The sequence below is a fragment of the Neobacillus sedimentimangrovi genome (assembly GCF_010614825.1).
Classification (GTDB): Bacteria; Bacillota; Bacilli; order Bacillales; family Cytobacillaceae; genus Neobacillus; species Neobacillus thermocopriae.
In genome coordinates this window covers 1-17,749 of record NZ_JAAFZF010000039.1, presented here as the reverse complement: position 1 = coordinate 17,749, position 17,749 = coordinate 1, and the positions used below count along the sequence as shown (strand labels likewise).

The window sequence follows — 17,749 nt, the reverse complement described above, 5'->3', positions numbered from 1 at the left end:
CTCTGTTCATTCCGGTGACATAATGACTTGAAACGAATATGGAATCAAAAATCAGTTTGCATGCTGTCAATTTCGTATAAAATAAGATATAATTGTCTGTTGTTTTCATATAGAAAAGGAGCAATTTAAATGAATATCATTTGTACTACTTTGAATGCAAAGTATATCCATACAAATCTTGCAATCCGCTGTTTAAAGGCATATGCTGCCCCGGAATTTGATATCAAAATCAAAGAATATACCATAAAAGATCCAGTAATGAACATTGTCTCTGACCTGTTTCAACAAAAGGCAAATGTTATCGGATTTAGCTGTTATATATGGAATATTGAGGAAACGCTTAAGGTTGTTAATATGTTGAAAAAAATTGACCCATCACTTTTGATTGTATTGGGTGGTCCTGAAGTTTCATACGATACGCTGGAGTGGATGGAAAAATATCCAGAAATTGATTTTATTGTCATGGGTGAAGGGGAACAAACATTTAAACAGTTACTTTTTGAACTGAATGAAGAGCGGAATTTCGAGAATGTCCATGGAATCGCATATCGAGAAAATAATAAGGTTATCATTACCCCTCAAAGGAATAAGCTCAATCTTCGAGAACTACCATCGCCGTTTCGTTTTGAAGAAGATATTCCGCATTTATCCAAAAGGGTAACCTATATTGAAACAAGCCGCGGCTGCCCGTTTAGCTGTCAATTTTGTTTATCTTCCATCGAAGTCGGGGTTCGTTATTTTGACCGGGAACGAATTAAAGAGGATATTCGTTACTTGATGGCAAATGGAGCAAAAACAATTAAGTTTGTGGACCGCACCTTTAATATCAGTAGAAGCTATGCGATGGAAATGTTCCGCTTTTTAATTGATGAACATTTACCTGGTACTGTCTTTCAATTTGAAATTACTGCGGACATTATGCGCCCAGAGGTGATTGAGTTCTTAAATCGAGAGGCACCTAAAGGATTATTTCGCTTTGAGATTGGAGTTCAATCGACAAACGATTATACAAATGAACTTGTAAAAAGGAAACAAAACTTCGAAAAGCTGAAAAGAACAGTTACCATGGTAAAAGAGGGGAAGAAAATTGACCAACACCTTGATTTAATCGCTGGTCTGCCTGAAGAGGACTATTTCTCCTTTCGAAAAACATTTAATGATGTTTTTGAAATGCGACCTGAAGAGTTGCAATTAGGATTTTTAAAGATGCTCCGCGGAACCGGTTTGCGGCTTCGTGCTTCTGAACATAATTATATTTATATGGACCACTCGCCATACGAGATCTTAAGCAACAATGTGCTTTCTTTTGATGATATTGTTCGTATTAAACAAGTGGAAGATGTTCTAGAAAAGTATTGGAATGACCATCGAATGGACAATACTATTGAGTTTCTGGTAACACGTATTTTCGAAACACCGTTTGATTTCTTTCAGCAATTTGGTTCTTATTGGGATGAGCAAGGTTGGTCAAGAATAGGTCATCAGCTTGAAGATCTATTTACTCGCCTCTATTCATTCCTAGAACAGAAATCTGTCCAAGATTTGGATGTCATTCTTAGCCTAATGAAATACGATTACTTAAGGCATCATAAATATAAACCAAGAAAACCTTGGTGGAATGTAAGCTTTACGAAAGAAGAACGCTCAAAACTTTACAAAAATATTGCCGATACACCATCTATCTTAGGAAAAGAATTCGAAGATCTCCAACTTGATGAGAAAGATCTTTATAAACACACCATGCTCGAAAAACTTTCCTTCGATATTCATAAATATTTGAATACCGGCATCATTGAAAAAGGCTCTTATGGTTTATTAGCCTATTTCGATAGTGTAAATCAAAATAAGCATTTATTTCCTTTTAAGTTAGAAAAATAAGCCGTGTTTATTCGGCTTATTTTTCTTTTTCTTTTCTATTTTTGAATAGCTGTTTAATTTTTCTAAATAAAGGTTTGCCATTTACATCTCCAATTTCTACACTAAATTCCTCAACCGGTATCCTTGGCGGTGTTTTACGGCGATCCTTCATATTACTTTTTCCCCTGTTTTCCTTGTTTGGAATTTCTGTTTTGAAATCTTATGGGATTGTCAGAATCGGTAAATTCCGCTGAAAATTCACTTTCTTGAACATTCTTGTGAGGTGTTTTCGTATACTTTTCCAATGCATCGACTTCTGCCTTGCGCTTTGTCATTTCAATTACCTCCTGGAAAAAATAAGCTTACAATCGTAGTTTGAAACAAATTTTAAACAATCATTCGTTCCTATTTTTTTCTAAAATAAAAAATCTTTATCCAGAAGAAAATAATCTTAAACAGGAGGGATTAAAATTGACAAAAAAGCAAAAAAAGCCAATTGAAAAAAATATGACAATTGATGAAACGATGCCTCATCAAATCAATGCTCCTAGCTTTGAAGGAACTGGCATTAAGATGCAACCTCCTTTTATAAATAAACATGGAGTGGTCATTGGTGACAGCCATTACTCTTCTGAAAACTCACCGTTAGAAAATTGGTCTGAAGATACAGATCCGGCAATAATGGCTGGTGATGAGTGGGTACATCCAACCAATGATATCGGATGGAACACAACAGAAAATCGTGAGCTTTTAGAAAGTAAAAAAAGGCCAAAAGCTTCACCGTTCATGCACCCAACAATTGATGTCAGCAAAGGAACAGACTAAACCAAACTAAAAACGTGGTTTGGAGAAACTAACAATTTCGAAAAACATTTCCACTTATGAAAAAAATATATCGTAACCATAATAAACTTACAGAGAATAATTCTCTGTAGAAAAAGGGGTGATAGAAATGGCAAATAGCAGAAATAAATTATTAGTTCCTGGTATAGAACAATACTTGGATCAAGTTAAATATGAAATTGCTCAAGAATTTGGTGTCCAATTAGGTTCGGATACGGTTTCAAGAGCAAATGGTTCGGTTGGTGGAGAAATAACCAAAAGACTGGTAAAACAAGCCCAAGCACAACTTTCTGGACAAGCAGGGCAACAATGAATTCATATGAAAGGAAAAAGTCCGGTAGTATCCGGACTTCAATTTTTTCCTTTATGTGCAGGCCTATTGTTTTTCCAAGTGGAATTCCCTTTGTTTAAATTATTTTGCCATCTCTTTTTGGAGTTACTATTTGAATTCTTCCAATTATTTTTAGAGGAATTGTTACCATTAGGTTTATGATAGGATCTCGTTCTCATTTGAGATTCCTTCCTCTTTTGAATGGACTCTCTTCTCGTTTGTATAGAATTCTTTCTATTTAGAATGGACTCTTTTCTCGTTTGAATAGATCTCCTTCTATTTTGAATCGATTCTTTTCTTGTTTGTATAGATTCCCTTCTATTTTGAATGGATTCTTTTTTTATTTGAATAGATTCCTTTTTTGCATGAATAGTGTTTTGCTTATTGGTTGTATGATCATTTTTCTTCTCTTTTCCTGGTGGATTCTGTTTACCGCTTCGATCATCCCCAATATTAGAAATGATACGTTCCTCCACTGCTTTTTTAGGGGGATGATTCATATCAGTCGTTTGCTTATTTGACTTCCCGCTAGGAATACTCCTATCACGATGTTCATAACTTTTGTTATTTTTTTGTTTATTTACTTTTGTATTCTTTTTCTTCGTTTCTTTAGATTCATTAACAGCCTCAGTCTGATATTTACCTGTAGTAACCCCCATTTTATGTGCTTTTTCTAGGTCTTTTTTAGTGCCTGATACCACGATGGTATCTAAATTTTGTTTGGTAATTTCCGATTTTATTTCATCCATATTCTTTTTTAGTTTCCGTTCTGCTTCTTCTTTCCGTTCGTTCGTTCGGACAGCAGAAATAATCACCTCTGAACTATTAGCTAAGTACCCTTGTTTTTTCATTGCCATTAGAATATCTTTTATTAAATCTGAAACGTCTTTTTTGACCCAATGATCTAATTGTGAAATAATCTCTTTCCCATCCTGGTTATAACCAGTAAGTTCGACTACCTGCATTCTTTCATTGACGCCAATTTCAATACTTGGATTGACATCAATGGACATATAGGCATATGCTTGTTTACTTTGAAAATTAGAAAATAATGCAACAAATATTACAGCCAGTCCAGCGGCCACTGCAACCCAACTAGCTCTTTTATCAGTCACTTTTTTGAAAGGGAAAAATAATGACATTCGTTTTTTTGTTTGAATGGGAGTAAAATATATTTCCTCCCCAATCTCATAAGACTGTTCCTGCCTTCTAGCCCGATAAAACTCACCTTCAGGGGTTAAAAGTGTGAGAAAAGATTCATCCATCTCCATAACAATCCCTTTTTTCATGTATCAAGCACCCCTTTTATATATTCCTTCATGTAAACATAATCACTGGATAAAATTAGTGCGATAGCAATAATATATTTCCGATTGCGTTCAATCGTTTTTCTACTAACATTCACCTGTTTTACTAATTTGTTTATAGGTAGCCGTTTCTTTTCAAATAACGCCTTTTTCAATTCTTGATTTTCAACTAGCACTTTTGCTGCTAATATTGCATTTTTTCTAGCATCTGCATGTTTTGGTGAATTTTCTACCAAATCACTAAATGTTAAATCAAAGCTAGATAGTAATGCTTGAAATTGAAGAATTTCTTCTTTTCTAAGCTGTTCATCATGTTTTTTTTGATATTCATCTAAAGAAAGTTCGTTTACAATTACACTTCCTGTTGATTCCTCTTCAAGTGTAGAATTCGTAATATCAATACTAATGTGTTGATTTTTCGATTGTTTTCGAATATAGTCGATTACTCTTCTTTTTATAATTATTTCAGCAAAGCTCAAAACAGAGCTTCCCCGCTCTGGAGAGTATTTTTCAATGGCTTCATTGAATGCGATAAGGCCTATGCTAAATTCATCATCGGTTTCATAGATGTAGCGTCGACAAACAGAGGAAACTGTTTTAGCAATAAAAGGTTTATATAATTCTATTATTTCATTTAACAGGGACTTATCACCTTGCTGAATCAAAGTGACTGTTTCTTCTAATGTTCGTTTTTTCTTTTTAGCCATAAATAACAAACTTAGCATGAGCTCACCTCTATTCGACCAATTATAACATATTCCAGTATCTATGGTCTTTACGGCGAGCATGCGTTTTTATTAATGACTAAATGCCAATTATGGATTTCTTTCCCTTTCATTAATTTTATTACAAAAAGAATTCATTTTTTTCAATTATGTTTATAATACATACTCTTTGTTATTAAATAATTACGAATAAGTAAAAAAGATTATGGGGGCTTTTATAGAAATTATCAGAAAAGAGGAGCCCGCTGCTCAGCGGCGTAAAGCCTTCTTCCAAAAGCTTTCACTTTCGGTAGCACGATGTTGATGCTGCAGAAGCCTTCCTTGTGGTGACTTTCTAGCTGAGATAAAGGAAACACGAGGAACGCGTGACGAATCATTGTTGGCTTATAGTAGAGACAGAAGGCGACTCACCCACTAGGGAGTTATCAAAGTCGTAAATATTTCTTTACACTTAAAATAAAAAGACAGGAAATAATCCTGCCTTCTTAAACTAAAATTAATCATGCTGATCCATTGGGTTATAAAGCTTAATTGTTGGATTTTTTTCCTGGAACCATCGTAATGCAAAGTCATTTTCAAATAAAAATACATAATGATCATAACGATCTTTTACTAGAAGACTTCTTGAACTAGATAAATTTTCATCTACCTCATCATTTTCGATCCAACGTGCTATCTTGGAACCTAGACGTTCCATAAGTACCTCAGCATTATATTCATTTTTCATTCGATGTTCAAAAACTTCAAATTGCAATTGACCTACGGCACCCAACAAATATTCATCCGTTTTAACAGTTTTATAAAGCTGGATTGCACCTTCTTGAACAAGTTGGTGTAGACCTTTATAAAATGATTTTTGCCTCATCACATTTTTCGCTGAAACCCTTACGAATAATTCTGGTGTAAATTGAGGTAGTCTTTCAAATTGAAAATCATTTTTCCCCACTGTCAATGTATCACCAATTTGATAGGTTCCAGTATCATAAAGACCAATGATATCACCACTGACAGCTTCTTCCACGGTATTGCGTTCTTCTGCCATAAAGGAGGTGGATTGGGTAAGCTTTAATTGTTTTCCCAATCTCGGTAGATTTACCGACATTCCGCGTTCAAATTTACCAGAACAAATTCGCACAAAGGCAATTCTGTCACGGTGAGCAGGGTTCATATTCGCTTGAATTTTAAATACAAAACCAGAAAATTCTTCTGATAACGGGTCAATCTCACCAATTGATGAATTGCGTGCTTTTGGTGGTGGAGCAAATTGTAAATAAGTTTCAAGGAAGGTTTGCACACCAAAATTCGTTAATGCACTTCCAAAGAAAACCGGAGTCAGTTGTCCTGCTGCAACTCTTTCAGCAGAAAATTCATTTCCAGCTTCATTTAGAAGCATAATTTCCTCAAGTGTCTGCTCATAAAGACCAGATGATACAAGTTTATGGTTACCTTCTATTTCTCCATCTTCATTTAGTGGGATAAACCGTTCTTCCTCATTGACACGGAATTGTTCTATGCGATTATAATAACGATCATAAATTCCAAGGAATTCTTTTCCCATTCCAATTGGCCAGTTCATCGGATAAGATTCAATACCGAGAACCTCCTCCAATTCAGCTAGAAGTTCAAGTGGTTGCTTCCCTTGTCGATCCAATTTATTAATGAAAGTAAAAATAGGAATTCCCCTCATCCGGCAAACTTTAAACAATTTTATCGTTTGATCTTCAATTCCTTTTGCCGAATCAATAATCATCACGGCACTATCGACTGCCATTAAAGTTCTGTATGTGTCTTCACTAAAATCTTGGTGTCCAGGGGTATCCAAAATATTTACCCGGTAACCATTATAATCAAACTGCATAACACTAGATGTAACCGAAATTCCACGTTGCTTTTCAATTTCCATCCAGTCACTAGTTGCATATTTTCCCGTTTTCTTTGCTTTGACCGTACCGGCGTCACGAATGGCTCCTCCGAATAACAATAATTTTTCGGTCAATGTCGTTTTACCTGCGTCGGGGTGTGAAATAATGGCAAATGTCCGACGCGATAATACTTCTTTTTTGAAATCATTACCCATTTTGTTTTCCTCTCTTTAAGCATCTCAGATTTTTGTCCATAACTTCAATCTTATCTCTCAAACTGTCACTTTGCAATATTTCAATGGTTGAACACAGAGAATTTCTTTTATTCAATCGTACAAAAAGATTATAATGGATATATCATGAAAAAGTTCAGGAGGCAAAATGTATATTACTAAAATTGATAAACCAACCTTAGATTTAATTCAAAAAGCATTTGAAATAGTACTCAAACAAAATAATATCCCTTATAAAAAAATTGGTATTGCTGAGGAAACGGATCATCTCGTATTTTTGTATGAAGGTAAAGATGAAAAAGTTCATGTTTTTAAATGGAAAAAATCAGCCAGTATTGGGGTGAGTATTGGGGTCCTAGCTCAAAGTGTGTTGACTCCGATCATCCCTCATCTTCGATTATTATCTTAATTTTGAATGAAAAGATGCTGACCCTATAGGTGACTTTTTAGGGCTCAGCTTTTTTCATTTGGATATTATTTGGTTGTATTTACTCGAAGAAGTTCATTCCCCATGTTTGATACCCCCACTTTTTCAAATTTTAGGCAACACAATGAAAAACATTCCTTCGTTATTTTCCTCAGGATTTCATCTTTGAAGTTGTTTCTAATTTTTCATATAAATAATTATGCTTTTCGTGTATTTTCTTTTGTCAAAAGTAGATTCACCTGACAAGGTACAAAGTTAACTTCTAATCGCCCTCAAATTTCATTCCCATTCATTCCCATCCCCATTTTACTGGAAATCACTTTATAATGGATATAGCACGAATCGAATGGAGGAGGATGGCATTGAAAGATAGTAAAAAGAAGACCATTTCGGTATTTATTCCGCTGTTGGCAACGTTTATTGTGATCGTTGCAAGTATCATTTGGTTCGTCCAATATAATCATAAAGAGATTTCTATCCCCTACTCATCAGTTGAAAAGATCGTTCAAAAGCAAAATGGGAAAACGGTGACATTAACTGAACAAGCAGACGGTACCCTCTACTTAGAGGCCGGAAATAATAAATATATCTCTCATGTACCGCCAAACAGCCAAATGGTTGAAAAACTAGTAGAGAAATATAAAATCAATTACTCTTATTCCTCAAGTAGCCGCTATGGCAAATGGTTGCTAGGGGGAATCATTCTTTTATTGGCAGGTATTGCATTTACGTTGCAAAAAACAAAAGGCGGTATTGGTCTTACTAATTCTATGAAAAATAGTGTAGCTAAGCCACGTCCTTTACCATCTATTAGTTTAAAAGATGTAGGTGGCCTTAGTGACGAAATGAAAGAAGAAATTCAACAAACACTTACAATCTTAAAAGATACAAAACGTGCTCAAAAACTAGGAATTAAACCACCGAAAGGAATTTTATTATATGGACCTCCTGGAACTGGAAAAACACTACTTGCTCAAGCCATTGCTAATGAGTTAAACGCTTCCTTCTTTTCAACGAGCGGAGCTGCTTTTAATGAATTATTCGTTGGTGTCGGCGCAAGCAGAGTTCGATCATTATTCCAGGCAGCAAGAAAGCACAATCCAGCTGTCATCTTTATTGATGAAGTGGATGCTCTTGCCGGAAAACGTAAACTACACGGTGGAGAGGAAAGCGAAAAAACATTAACCGAACTTCTCGTTCAATTAGATGGAGGACATTCCAATGACGGAATTTTGTTTATTGCTGCAACCAACCGAAAGGATATGCTTGATGAAGCCTTTCTCCGCCCAGGAAGAATCGATTTCACTTTCCACGTTCCTCTTCCTGACACGAAAGGAAGAAGGGAAATTATTGACATTCATACAAAAGGAAAATCCCTTTCTACTGAAGTACTTTCTTCGTTAGATGATTTAGCTGAAAGTACCTCTGGATTTTCGGGTGCCGAACTTCATTCTCTTTTTGAAACGGCAAGTAGGCGGGCTATTCATAATGGTCATGATCAAATTGAAAAACAAGATCTGGACTATGCACTTGATCGCACCATCTTAGGAAGTACTTCCCGGTCACTCAATGACCCAAGAATAAAGCGTCGCGTAGCGATTCACGAGGCAGGACATGCACTTGTCGCTTCACTCACAAAGCCTGGATCTGTTAGAAAAGCAACCATCATTCCTCGCGGTGATGCACTAGGATATGTAGCACCTATTCCAAAAGAGCTTCATTTATCGACAACAAGCGATTTGTTAGATCGAATTGCGATGGTATTAGCTGGTGGTACAGCAGAAAGAATGTTCCTTGGAGAACATAGTATAGGTGTAAGCGGGGATGTTCAACAAGCAAAACAAATTATTGAACAAATGGTTGAGATCGGAATGTTAGAAAATGGATTTACCTTAACATTCAGCAAACAAGAAAAAGAGACAAAAATGCAGGAATTATTTGCAAAAGGTTTGGAAAAGGCAGAATATCTTATTAAAACCCATCAAGATCAATATCAAAAATTAGTCGATAGCTTATTAAGAAAAGAAACATTAGAAGGTCATGAAGTCGAAAAAATTGTTTGGGGATCGGTAAATAAAAAGGCATCTTGTATTTAATTTTTAAACCCGCTTGGAAATCCAAGCGGGTTACTACAATACTTTTTATTAATAGTAACAAGCTGCTCCAACAATAATTAATAGGATAAACAATACTACGATTAGTGTGAATCCATAGCCATAGCCCATGCCAAAACCACCATAACCGTAACCACCAAAGCATCCGCAGCCAAATGACATATTTATAACCTCCTTAGTTAAATATTAATAAAATCCTCCCCAAGAAGCTCCAACAATAATTAACAAAATAAACAGAACAACAATTAGCGCAAAACCTGCTCCGTATCCACCTTGTGCACCTGACATTTAACATTACCTCCTTTTTTTAATTCTATATATCCTATTCACCTAGATAAAAATGTGCAATAGACGTATATCCCTAATACCCAGATATGAAAAAAGGAGATAAGCCCATCTTTTTATATAAGAAAGCGCTAGTCGTGCCATGCTTTTGCTGATGTAGCCCTTTTTTTAGTGCACTACAATAGAGAGAAAAAAACACAAGGAGCTTGAAAGGGTATTAAATGTTGACTGATCATAAGTCGAAGAGTGAAGGCGTTTTGTCGCTAGAATATTGCCACTATACATTCTCAAATTAAAAAATATCCTTTTTATTTATAAAAAAAAGAACCCATTTAGCTTACAAGCTAACTGAGTTCTTAGCATTACTTTATTAAAGAAAAACAAAATAAATAATGACTGCAAGTACAATTCGATATATAGCAAAAGGTACAAGCCTTACCCTATTAATCAATTTTAGGAAAAAGCGGATGGAAAGCAATGCAAACACAAATGCACTGATAAATCCAGCGATAAACACAGGTAACGCATCCAAGGATATGTATTCCCAATTACTTAATAGTGAGAGGAAGCTTGCACCAGCCATAATCGGCACTGCCATAATAAATGTAAAATCAGCTGCCACACGGTGACTCATTCCCACTAGAACCCCGCCGGAGATCGTGGATCCCGATCGTGAAAACCCTGGCCATAAGGAGAAACATTGAATTAAGCCAACTAAAAATGCCTGTTTATATGAAATTTCATCAACAGTCTTGGTTTTAGGATTCTTCGGTCCGAAAAAATCAGCAAGAATCATAAAGATAGCACCGATAACTAGTCCAACTAATACCGTTTTTGTTGAAAATAGATGTTCGTCAATATAATCTTCAAAAAGCACGCCTAAAACCCCTGCTGGAATTAACCCAACAATAATCTGGGAAAGCTTTAACCTTCCCTTCCCCTGATTTGTTCCATGGCTGAAACGGCCAAAACTTAATAAGTTAATAAAGCGATCCTTAAAAGTAACAACTACAGCTAAAATCGAACCCAATTGGATTACAACTTTAAATGTATTTGCCCCATGTTTGGTTAGAAAATTTTCTGATTGAAGCCACATGTCATCAACGATAATCATATGACCAGTTGAAGATACAGGAGCAAATTCTGTTAATCCTTCTACAATACCTAAAATAATGGCTTTTAAAATCATAAGAAAATCCATATCGATAAAACTCCTAACTTTTTCCGATAATTCAACTTTTCTATTTTCTCATTTACAAGTATCATTAGCAAGAATAATTATACATAACTTTTAAGATTTACTGCCCCATGTTTGTTCTGAAGAAATATGAATAACCATATAGCTTTTCATAAAAGGGTGTTTGTCTATTATAAGTAGCTTTATTACAATACATGGACAAGAAAAAATTCTAATCTACCTATGAATTCGTTAAAGATATTACATTAAAAGAGTCATTCTTGGCAAAAAAATACCTGCTGCTGCAGGTTAGATATTACCCAGATTTAATTTCCAGAAGCTTTGAGGATATTGATGTTGCCATTTCTTTGACCATTTCAGGTAGAGCGGTTTCCAACTTAGAATTTAAAGAAGAGCCTATCATTCCGTTTACGTTCACTTCAAGAAAACCAGTTAGTCTTGTTTTATTTACATTTATAGCATTTGCCTCAAAATACCCTTGACCAGAATACTTTTCACTTTTTCCCGTTAATACAAAACTTACCCTAGTCGGCTCTTTCCATTCCACTATATCAATATACAAACTTATTCTCTTTTTCAATAGGCCAATTTCGCTTTTAAATTCCCATGTGGACTTTTGCTCAGTTATTTTTTCATGGTGCAAATAGTTAGGGACAAGTGGAGCCCAATTATCCATATCCTTCACAAACTCCCAAATTACATCAATCGGCAGTTCAAGATCCAGCTGGTGCATTCCTATTGGCATAGCTTCCCTCATTTCTTTTCAAAATAAAAGACCTCCTAATTTTTGAAGGCCTTAAATAATATATGTTTTATTGGGTATGAATAGAACATTCCGCTAAAAAGGCTTGAATCCGTTCCGCAGCTTCTTGAAGAGTTTTAGTAGGCTGTACTAATGCAATACGCACATAGCCTTCCCCTTGCTTTCCAAAAGCATCACCTGGAACGACTGCTACTCCTGCCCGGTCAATTAATTCAAAGGCAAATTGCCGAGAAGTCCAACCTTGAGGAATTTTAGCCCAAACAAACATCGTTGCCGGCGATTTTTCCACTTCCCAGCCACTTTTTCTTAGCCCCTCCACAAGTACATCTCTTCGTCTTTCATATTCTTTTACTTGTCCTTTCAAGTAATCGAAATCCGATGTTAATGCTTTAGATGCCGCTTTTTGAATCGGATAAAAGACTCCATAATCGATATGTGACTTAAAAGAGGCGAGGATTGAAATGACATGTTCATTCCCAACGGCATAACCAATTCGACAACCAGCCATATTAAAAGTCTTGGAAAGGGAATTAAATTCAATTCCAACCTCTTTTGCTCCTGGTATTGACAAAAAGCTAATTTGTGGATGACCGTCATATACTAATTCCGAATAGGCAAAATCATGGACAACAAGTATTTGATGGCGTTTAGCAAAAGCCACAACTTCTTCAAAAAAACTTTCATCAGCGATTGCAGTAACTGGGTTACCCGGATAACTTAAGATCATCATCTTTGTTTTTTCAATGATCTCCTCAGGGATTTCCTCCAATTTTGGCAAAAACTTATTCTCAGCCCGAAGTGGCATAGGATAAATGTTCCCACCCGCAATGGTTACACTACCTTCATAGATTGGATAACCTGGGTCTGGAACCAGTACATAATCTCCTGGATTAATCATTGCTGTTGCTAAGTGTGCTAAACCATCCTGGGAACCCATCAGTTGAAGAACTTCCTTCTTTGCATCCAAATGAACCGAATACCGTTGTTTGTAAAAATATGTAACCGCTTCATGAAATTCCGGAATACCATTAAGGGTATATCCATAATTATTTGGATCTTTTGTATACGCTAAAAGCGTCTCGATAATAAACGGTGGTGGTGGAAAATCAGGGCTTCCAACACTTAAATCAATTACATCTTTTCCCTTATTAATTGCTTCTTGTTTACGGTTTGCCACCTCTTGAAAAATACTTGAAGACAATTTTTGTAATTTTTCTGAAGCTGTAAATATCATGGTATATCCTCCAACTAATATTTTAATCCATTATTCTATTGAAATAATATTTATGTAATTCAGATTATATCAGTCCATTGAGGGAGATTCTAGCCTTCTATTTAATTATTGATTATCAACATTCTTTCAATTAAGATAGATTGTAATATTCTAATAGTTGTGTGCGATTTGGGGGTAATACATTGAAAGGGTTTCGGTACCTTTTATTTTTTACAGGATTAACCCTATTCGGGCTTGGAAATGCAATTGCCGTTAAGGTAAAATTTCTTGGCCTTCATCCATGGGAAGTGTTAAATGTTGCTCTTTATCAACATTTTGGTCTAACCATTGGGACTTGGGGAGTGATTTGCGGATTAGTGCTTATAGTTTTTTCTTATTTTACTGCTCGAAAATATATTAATATTGGAACTTTTTTAAACGCCATAAGTATTGGACCTATTATGGACTTTTTTCTATTTCTTGATATTTTGCCAAAAGCCACGAACACATGGATCGATTATTTCATTCTCCTCTCTGGCATTGTGATAACTGGAATTGGTGGGGGAATGTATGTTGCAGCAAGGATTGGAGCAGGTCCCCGGGACGGGTTTATGCTTTCCATTTCTGAAAAAACACGGTTATCGGTTAGCCAAGCACGCATCGTTGTCGAGAGCATAGTATTACTCATCGGCTTTCTATTAGGCGGACCTGTCTTTATTGCCACTTTTATATATACATTTATCCAAAGTCCTGTTTTTCAGTATTCGTTAAAGATTTTTCATCTTGTTGTCGAAAAGAGGAATAAGAAACGATGCAAGGACAATGAAGGGATCGCTTTAATTAAATGATGTAAGCCCCTGTCCAATCAATGAACGGGGGCTTTGAAAAAGGATAGATAACAAATCCTATTTCTATTTTTCTATTATCTTTGTTCTTACCTTAGATACTGCCTTGACCAGAGATATTTACTATACCTACGATAGTCATAATGGAGCTGCTGCACGAATGCACCAGATTTGCCGGGAAATACTTGTCCATCAAAATTAGTTATCGGAACAATTTCCTGAATGGAGTTTGTTACAAACATTTCTTCTGCCTGAAGTACATCCTCTATAGAATAATGTCCTTCCTGAACGTTATAACCTTTTTGTCTTGCTAATTCCATAACAAATTGCCGAGTAATGCCATTAAGTATGCCTGTACTAAGAGCAGGTGTATATAAACCATTTCCTTTTTTCCAAAAAACATTAGAAACAATTCCCTCAGCAATTTTACCTTCTTCAGTTAAAAATATTCCTTCACGGTCACCCGAATTTCCAATTTCTCTTTTAGCCAAAATATTATTCATAAAATGATGCGATTTAAGCCTTTCTATTCCTTCTGGTGTATTCCGCTTAAGCTTTAATGTAATGGCTTTTTTCTCTGTCATTTCACCAGCAGGCGGAAGCGATTTTGGAAAAATGATAATATTAGGTTCCGTGTAAGGTTCCACCTGGAATCCGATATCTCCAATTCCCGCAGATACATTTAAACGGATATAAGCATTTTTAAGACCGTTTTTATTAAGTAGCTCTTGGAGTATTTGAAAGGTACTCTCCCTTTCAAAACGATAATGGATATTCCATTCGGCCAATCCATGATTCAGGCGGGCCAAATGGTCATCCAGCAGAAAAGGGTGTCCATCATATACCCGAAACGTTTCAAATAATCCTATTCCATATAAAAATCCATGATCATACGGTGATATAAAGGCCTCTTCTTTTTTTATAAAAGATCCATTCAAATACAGATACATCGTCGTTTACCCTAAAGTAATCTGTGCCATCCCATAATGATGGACGAAGTTTTGCAGTAGTTTTTTTCCTGAAGTTGTCATAATAGATTCAGGATGAAACTGTACACCTTCAATTGGAAGTTCTTTATGACGAATGGCCATTATTTCCCCTTCCTTTGTCCATGCGGATATTTCGAAACAATCGGGCAATGTCTCTCTTTTTACAATTAACGAGTGATATCTTGTTGCAGGAAAAGGATTTGGCAAACCTTGAAAAATCGTCATTCCGTCATGGTACATATCAGATGTTTTTCCATGCATAAGTCTTTCTGCTTGGACCACCTCACCGTTAAAGGCTTGAGCAATGGACTGATGTCCGAGACAGACACCAAATATAGGGATTTTTCCGGCAAAAGTCTTGATCGCCTGCAAACTGATCCCTGCTTCATTTGGGCTGCATGGTCCAGGTGAGATCATAAGGTATTGAGGATTTAATTCAGCAATTTCTTCAATAGTCGTTTGGTCGTTACGTTTGACGAGCAACTCCTCCCCCAGCTCTCCTAAATATTGCACTAAATTAAAAGTAAAGGAATCGTAGTTATCAATCATAAATATCATGCTGTTCACCCTTCTGCCATTTCTTTTGCTTTCCATAATGCTGTTGCTTTCTTTAACGATTCTTTATATTCATGTTTTGGATTGGAGTCAATAACAATTCCAGCACCTGCCTGAACATGAGCCATACCATCCTTTACTAACATGGTGCGTATGATGATGTTTAATTCCAAGTCGCCATTAAAGCCAATCCACCCAAGTGAGCCAGTATAAATTCCCCTTCTTACTGGTTCAAGTTCTTCAATGATTTCCATTGTTCTCACTTTTGGTGCACCAGTAATGGTACCTCCAGGAAAAACAGCATCAATAAGATCCATGCTTGTTTTTTCCGGTGACATTTCTCCACGAACATTTGATACAATGTGCATCACATGTGAGTATTTTTCAAGCACCATGAATTCATTAACCTCTACAGTTCCATATTTACATACCCTACCAAGGTCATTCCGTTCGAGGTCCACAAGCATAATATGTTCGGCACGTTCTTTTTCATTTTCAATTAGTTCATTGGCCAATTTTATATCCTCTTCGTTATCTTTCCCACGGGAACGAGTACCGGCTATTGGACGCGTACCTACTTGTGCCCCCGATTTTTTTACTAAAAGTTCAGGTGAACCACTAACAATTTGAAAATCGGGAGTATGAAGATAACCCATATATGGAGAAGGATTTAATTTTCGTAATTGGTCATACACATCAATTGCTTTTACGCCTATAGGTTTGGACTGTCGAACAGCCAAATTGACCTGAAACACATCTCCTTGGGCAATATATTGCTGGACTTTTGTTACTGCGTCCATAAATTCTTTTTCAGTCAATGATACCTCTAAATGATTGGTGTCGATCGCTTCCTTAATTGTGTTCGGTTCAAAAGGCAGTTCCTGGAGCCAACGTTTTTCCAATATAGATAATCTCTCATCTATATCCTGATCATTTTCAGCCAAACATAGTAACCATAAACTATTTGTTTCATGGTCGAAAACAAACCATTCCTTAACAATGAAAAAGTATAGATCAGGCATTTGTAAATCATCTTTCGCTATTTCAGGAAGGTCTTCAATATAACGGGCATAATCATAGCTTATAAAGCCAATCGCCCCACCCAAAAAGTCTGGTAGTCCCTCCTGCCTTTCTATATAATTTTGACTCATCCATTCATTCAATAGATGAAGTGGATTACCAGTTAAAATTTGAGTCCCTTTTGAATCTTGTATTTCAAGTTTATTATTTTTACCTTTTATTATTTTCTCCGGCTGAAATGCAGCAATACTGTATCTCCCTCCACGACCACTTTCTAAGAGAACATGATGACTGCAATTATTAGCTAATGATCGATATTGCTGATAAAACCTGGAAAATGTATAGGGAATTTTTTTGCTAAAGACTCGTAACTGCTGCAATGAATTCACTCCTCTTAAACAATTCTCTTTACTCATCATACTTGATAAAAGTATCTAACAACAACGCAAATTTTGAATTTATTAGAAAGATAGATAAATGATAAGAAGGGGCTGTCCGGAAAGTGGTATTTCAGCCGAAATCTTTATAAAAGCAAAACCCAAGAATGCTGTTAAATCAACATTCTTGGGTTTTTAATTTGGGTTCATTTTTCTCTTAAATGGACTTTTTAGACAGCCCCTTCTAATGCATAGATAAAAATGACTTAGGCTCTTTTTAACTAATCTTCTTTAATTCTTCTGTTAATTGAAGGAAAAGCTCCTTATTTCCATCTAGCAACGTTTGGTCGATTTCCTTACGGATTTTCTCCCTTCTGAACTCTAACAGGGCATGATTTAGGAACATCTCTGCAAGAACAGAATCAGTATGTTCATCCGAATGTAATGGTGAATTAAGCAATTTCTTTTCCACGGAAATCAACTCCTTACGCTTTTTTTTATTATACAGTAAGTTTTCTAAAAATTCAAATATTTTATTATAGTAATTTTTGGATGAAGGTGTCAAACATATCCAATCGAGTAGGAGGGGGTGATTAACCCCCGTCCTCTCACACCACCGTACGTACGGTTCCGTATACGGCGGTTCAATCAAGATAAATGACGCAAGAATTCATAACGTTTCTGTAGACTTTTAAGCCCTTGGTTACTCCAATAGGAGTTTCCAAGGGTTCTGTGTAATATGGGACTTTTTGAGATTCGCCAATAACCTTTACGACTGTTCCCCCATTCATAAGCTTTCCATTCA

At 35.9% G+C, this 17,749-nt stretch carries 20 protein-coding genes and 1 pseudogene; 6 read left to right on the top strand and 15 right to left on the bottom strand.

What is annotated here, in order from left to right; genetic code table 11:
- The first annotated feature begins 129 nt into the window (after positions 1 to 129).
- Positions 130 to 1,878 carry a B12-binding domain-containing radical SAM protein gene (locus GZA11_RS12365; RefSeq protein WP_038540557.1) on the top strand — a complete coding sequence of 583 codons (1,749 nt, stop codon included), beginning with the start codon at positions 130 to 132 and terminating at the stop codon, positions 1,876 to 1,878.
- A gap of 16 nt (positions 1,879 to 1,894) precedes the next feature.
- On the opposite strand, the gene GZA11_RS16925 is transcribed toward GZA11_RS12365, so the two are convergent.
- Together GZA11_RS16925 and GZA11_RS16530 are read right to left on the bottom strand one after the other, a co-directional pair.
- Positions 1,895 to 2,029: a hypothetical protein gene (locus GZA11_RS16925; protein ID WP_268926772.1), complete on the bottom strand. Its 135-nt coding sequence runs from the start codon at positions 2,027 to 2,029 to the stop codon at positions 1,895 to 1,897.
- A gap of 1 nt (position 2,030) precedes the next feature.
- The gene (locus GZA11_RS16530; RefSeq protein ID WP_200878201.1) at positions 2,031 to 2,192 is read right to left on the bottom strand and encodes a hypothetical protein; all 162 of its coding nucleotides are present in this window, start codon (positions 2,190 to 2,192) and stop codon (positions 2,031 to 2,033) included.
- Positions 2,193 to 2,364: 172 nt separating this feature from the next.
- Between GZA11_RS16530 and GZA11_RS12360 the strand changes: the two genes are divergently transcribed.
- Together GZA11_RS12360 and GZA11_RS12355 are read left to right on the top strand one after the other, a co-directional pair.
- The gene (locus GZA11_RS12360; RefSeq protein ID WP_200878253.1) at positions 2,365 to 2,682 is read left to right on the top strand and encodes a DUF3905 domain-containing protein; all 318 of its coding nucleotides are present in this window, start codon (positions 2,365 to 2,367) and stop codon (positions 2,680 to 2,682) included.
- Between the two features lie 127 nt (positions 2,683 to 2,809).
- Entirely contained in the window at positions 2,810 to 3,013 is a 204-nt protein-coding gene (locus GZA11_RS12355) for an alpha/beta-type small acid-soluble spore protein (protein WP_038540551.1), read from the top strand.
- 38 nt (positions 3,014 to 3,051) lie between these two features.
- Here the strand turns inward: GZA11_RS12355 and GZA11_RS12350 are convergent, their stop codons facing one another.
- From GZA11_RS12350 to GZA11_RS12340, 3 genes are all read right to left on the bottom strand, one after another.
- Positions 3,052 to 4,320 carry an anti-sigma factor domain-containing protein gene (locus tag GZA11_RS12350; RefSeq protein ID WP_163184043.1) on the bottom strand — a complete coding sequence of 423 codons (1,269 nt, stop codon included), beginning with the start codon at positions 4,318 to 4,320 and terminating at the stop codon, positions 3,052 to 3,054.
- A complete protein-coding gene (gene sigI / locus GZA11_RS12345; RefSeq protein WP_038540549.1) occupies positions 4,317 to 5,063 on the bottom strand; it encodes an RNA polymerase sigma factor SigI in 747 nt (248 codons plus the stop codon). The genes GZA11_RS12350 and sigI overlap by 4 nt, the downstream gene beginning before the upstream one ends.
- A gap of 496 nt (positions 5,064 to 5,559) precedes the next feature.
- A complete protein-coding gene (locus GZA11_RS12340; protein WP_038540547.1) occupies positions 5,560 to 7,140 on the bottom strand; it encodes a peptide chain release factor 3 in 1,581 nt (526 codons plus the stop codon).
- Between the two features lie 166 nt (positions 7,141 to 7,306).
- Between GZA11_RS12340 and GZA11_RS12335 the strand changes: the two genes are divergently transcribed.
- Both GZA11_RS12335 and GZA11_RS12330 read left to right on the top strand, forming a co-directional pair.
- Positions 7,307 to 7,567, top strand: coding sequence for a hypothetical protein (locus GZA11_RS12335; RefSeq protein WP_038540544.1), 261 nt, complete (start codon positions 7,307 to 7,309; stop codon positions 7,565 to 7,567).
- Between the two features lie 380 nt (positions 7,568 to 7,947).
- Positions 7,948 to 9,681, top strand: a complete 1,734-nt coding sequence (locus tag GZA11_RS12330; RefSeq protein ID WP_231314803.1) for an AAA family ATPase — start codon at positions 7,948 to 7,950, stop codon at positions 9,679 to 9,681.
- A 48-nt stretch (positions 9,682 to 9,729) separates the two neighbouring features.
- On the opposite strand, the gene GZA11_RS12325 is transcribed toward GZA11_RS12330, so the two are convergent.
- The 5 genes from GZA11_RS12325 to GZA11_RS12305 all read right to left on the bottom strand — a co-directional run bounded on the left by GZA11_RS12325 (position 9,730) and on the right by GZA11_RS12305 (position 13,179).
- Positions 9,730 to 9,861, bottom strand: coding sequence for a YjcZ family sporulation protein (locus GZA11_RS12325; protein ID WP_081905149.1), 132 nt, complete (start codon positions 9,859 to 9,861; stop codon positions 9,730 to 9,732).
- Positions 9,862 to 9,885: 24 nt separating this feature from the next.
- Entirely contained in the window at positions 9,886 to 9,987 is a 102-nt protein-coding gene (locus GZA11_RS12320; protein ID WP_081905148.1) for a YjcZ family sporulation protein, read from the bottom strand.
- Positions 9,988 to 10,354: 367 nt separating this feature from the next.
- On the bottom strand, positions 10,355 to 11,185 hold the full coding sequence (locus GZA11_RS12315) for an undecaprenyl-diphosphate phosphatase (protein ID WP_038540539.1): 831 nt from the start codon (positions 11,183 to 11,185) through the stop codon (positions 10,355 to 10,357).
- Between the two features lie 292 nt (positions 11,186 to 11,477).
- Positions 11,478 to 11,927, bottom strand: a complete 450-nt coding sequence (locus GZA11_RS12310; RefSeq protein ID WP_038542210.1) for a CoxG family protein — start codon at positions 11,925 to 11,927, stop codon at positions 11,478 to 11,480.
- 67 nt (positions 11,928 to 11,994) lie between these two features.
- Positions 11,995 to 13,179, bottom strand: coding sequence for an LL-diaminopimelate aminotransferase (locus GZA11_RS12305; RefSeq protein ID WP_163184040.1), 1,185 nt, complete (start codon positions 13,177 to 13,179; stop codon positions 11,995 to 11,997).
- Positions 13,180 to 13,361: 182 nt separating this feature from the next.
- Between GZA11_RS12305 and GZA11_RS12300 the strand changes: the two genes are divergently transcribed.
- Complete coding sequence (locus GZA11_RS12300; RefSeq protein WP_163184038.1) at positions 13,362 to 14,006, top strand: YczE/YyaS/YitT family protein; 645 nt, start codon at positions 13,362 to 13,364, stop codon at positions 14,004 to 14,006.
- An 86-nt stretch (positions 14,007 to 14,092) separates the two neighbouring features.
- On the opposite strand, the gene pabC is transcribed toward GZA11_RS12300, so the two are convergent.
- The 5 genes and pseudogenes from pabC to GZA11_RS16765 all read right to left on the bottom strand — a co-directional run.
- Positions 14,093 to 14,953, bottom strand: a complete 861-nt coding sequence (gene pabC, locus GZA11_RS12295) for an aminodeoxychorismate lyase (RefSeq protein WP_163184036.1) — start codon at positions 14,951 to 14,953, stop codon at positions 14,093 to 14,095.
- Positions 14,954 to 14,959: 6 nt separating this feature from the next.
- Positions 14,960 to 15,550 (bottom strand): aminodeoxychorismate/anthranilate synthase component II, encoded by a 591-nt coding sequence (gene pabA, locus GZA11_RS12290; RefSeq protein ID WP_038540526.1) that lies wholly within the window; start codon positions 15,548 to 15,550, stop codon positions 14,960 to 14,962.
- Between the two features lie 5 nt (positions 15,551 to 15,555).
- Positions 15,556 to 16,947 carry an anthranilate synthase component I family protein gene (locus GZA11_RS12285; protein ID WP_163184034.1) on the bottom strand — a complete coding sequence of 464 codons (1,392 nt, stop codon included), beginning with the start codon at positions 16,945 to 16,947 and terminating at the stop codon, positions 15,556 to 15,558.
- A gap of 274 nt (positions 16,948 to 17,221) precedes the next feature.
- On the bottom strand, positions 17,222 to 17,416 hold the full coding sequence (locus tag GZA11_RS12280) for an IDEAL domain-containing protein (protein ID WP_038542207.1): 195 nt from the start codon (positions 17,414 to 17,416) through the stop codon (positions 17,222 to 17,224).
- Positions 17,417 to 17,592: 176 nt separating this feature from the next.
- A pseudogene (locus GZA11_RS16765) lies at positions 17,593 to 17,749 on the bottom strand (group II intron reverse transcriptase/maturase); the annotation flags it as partial.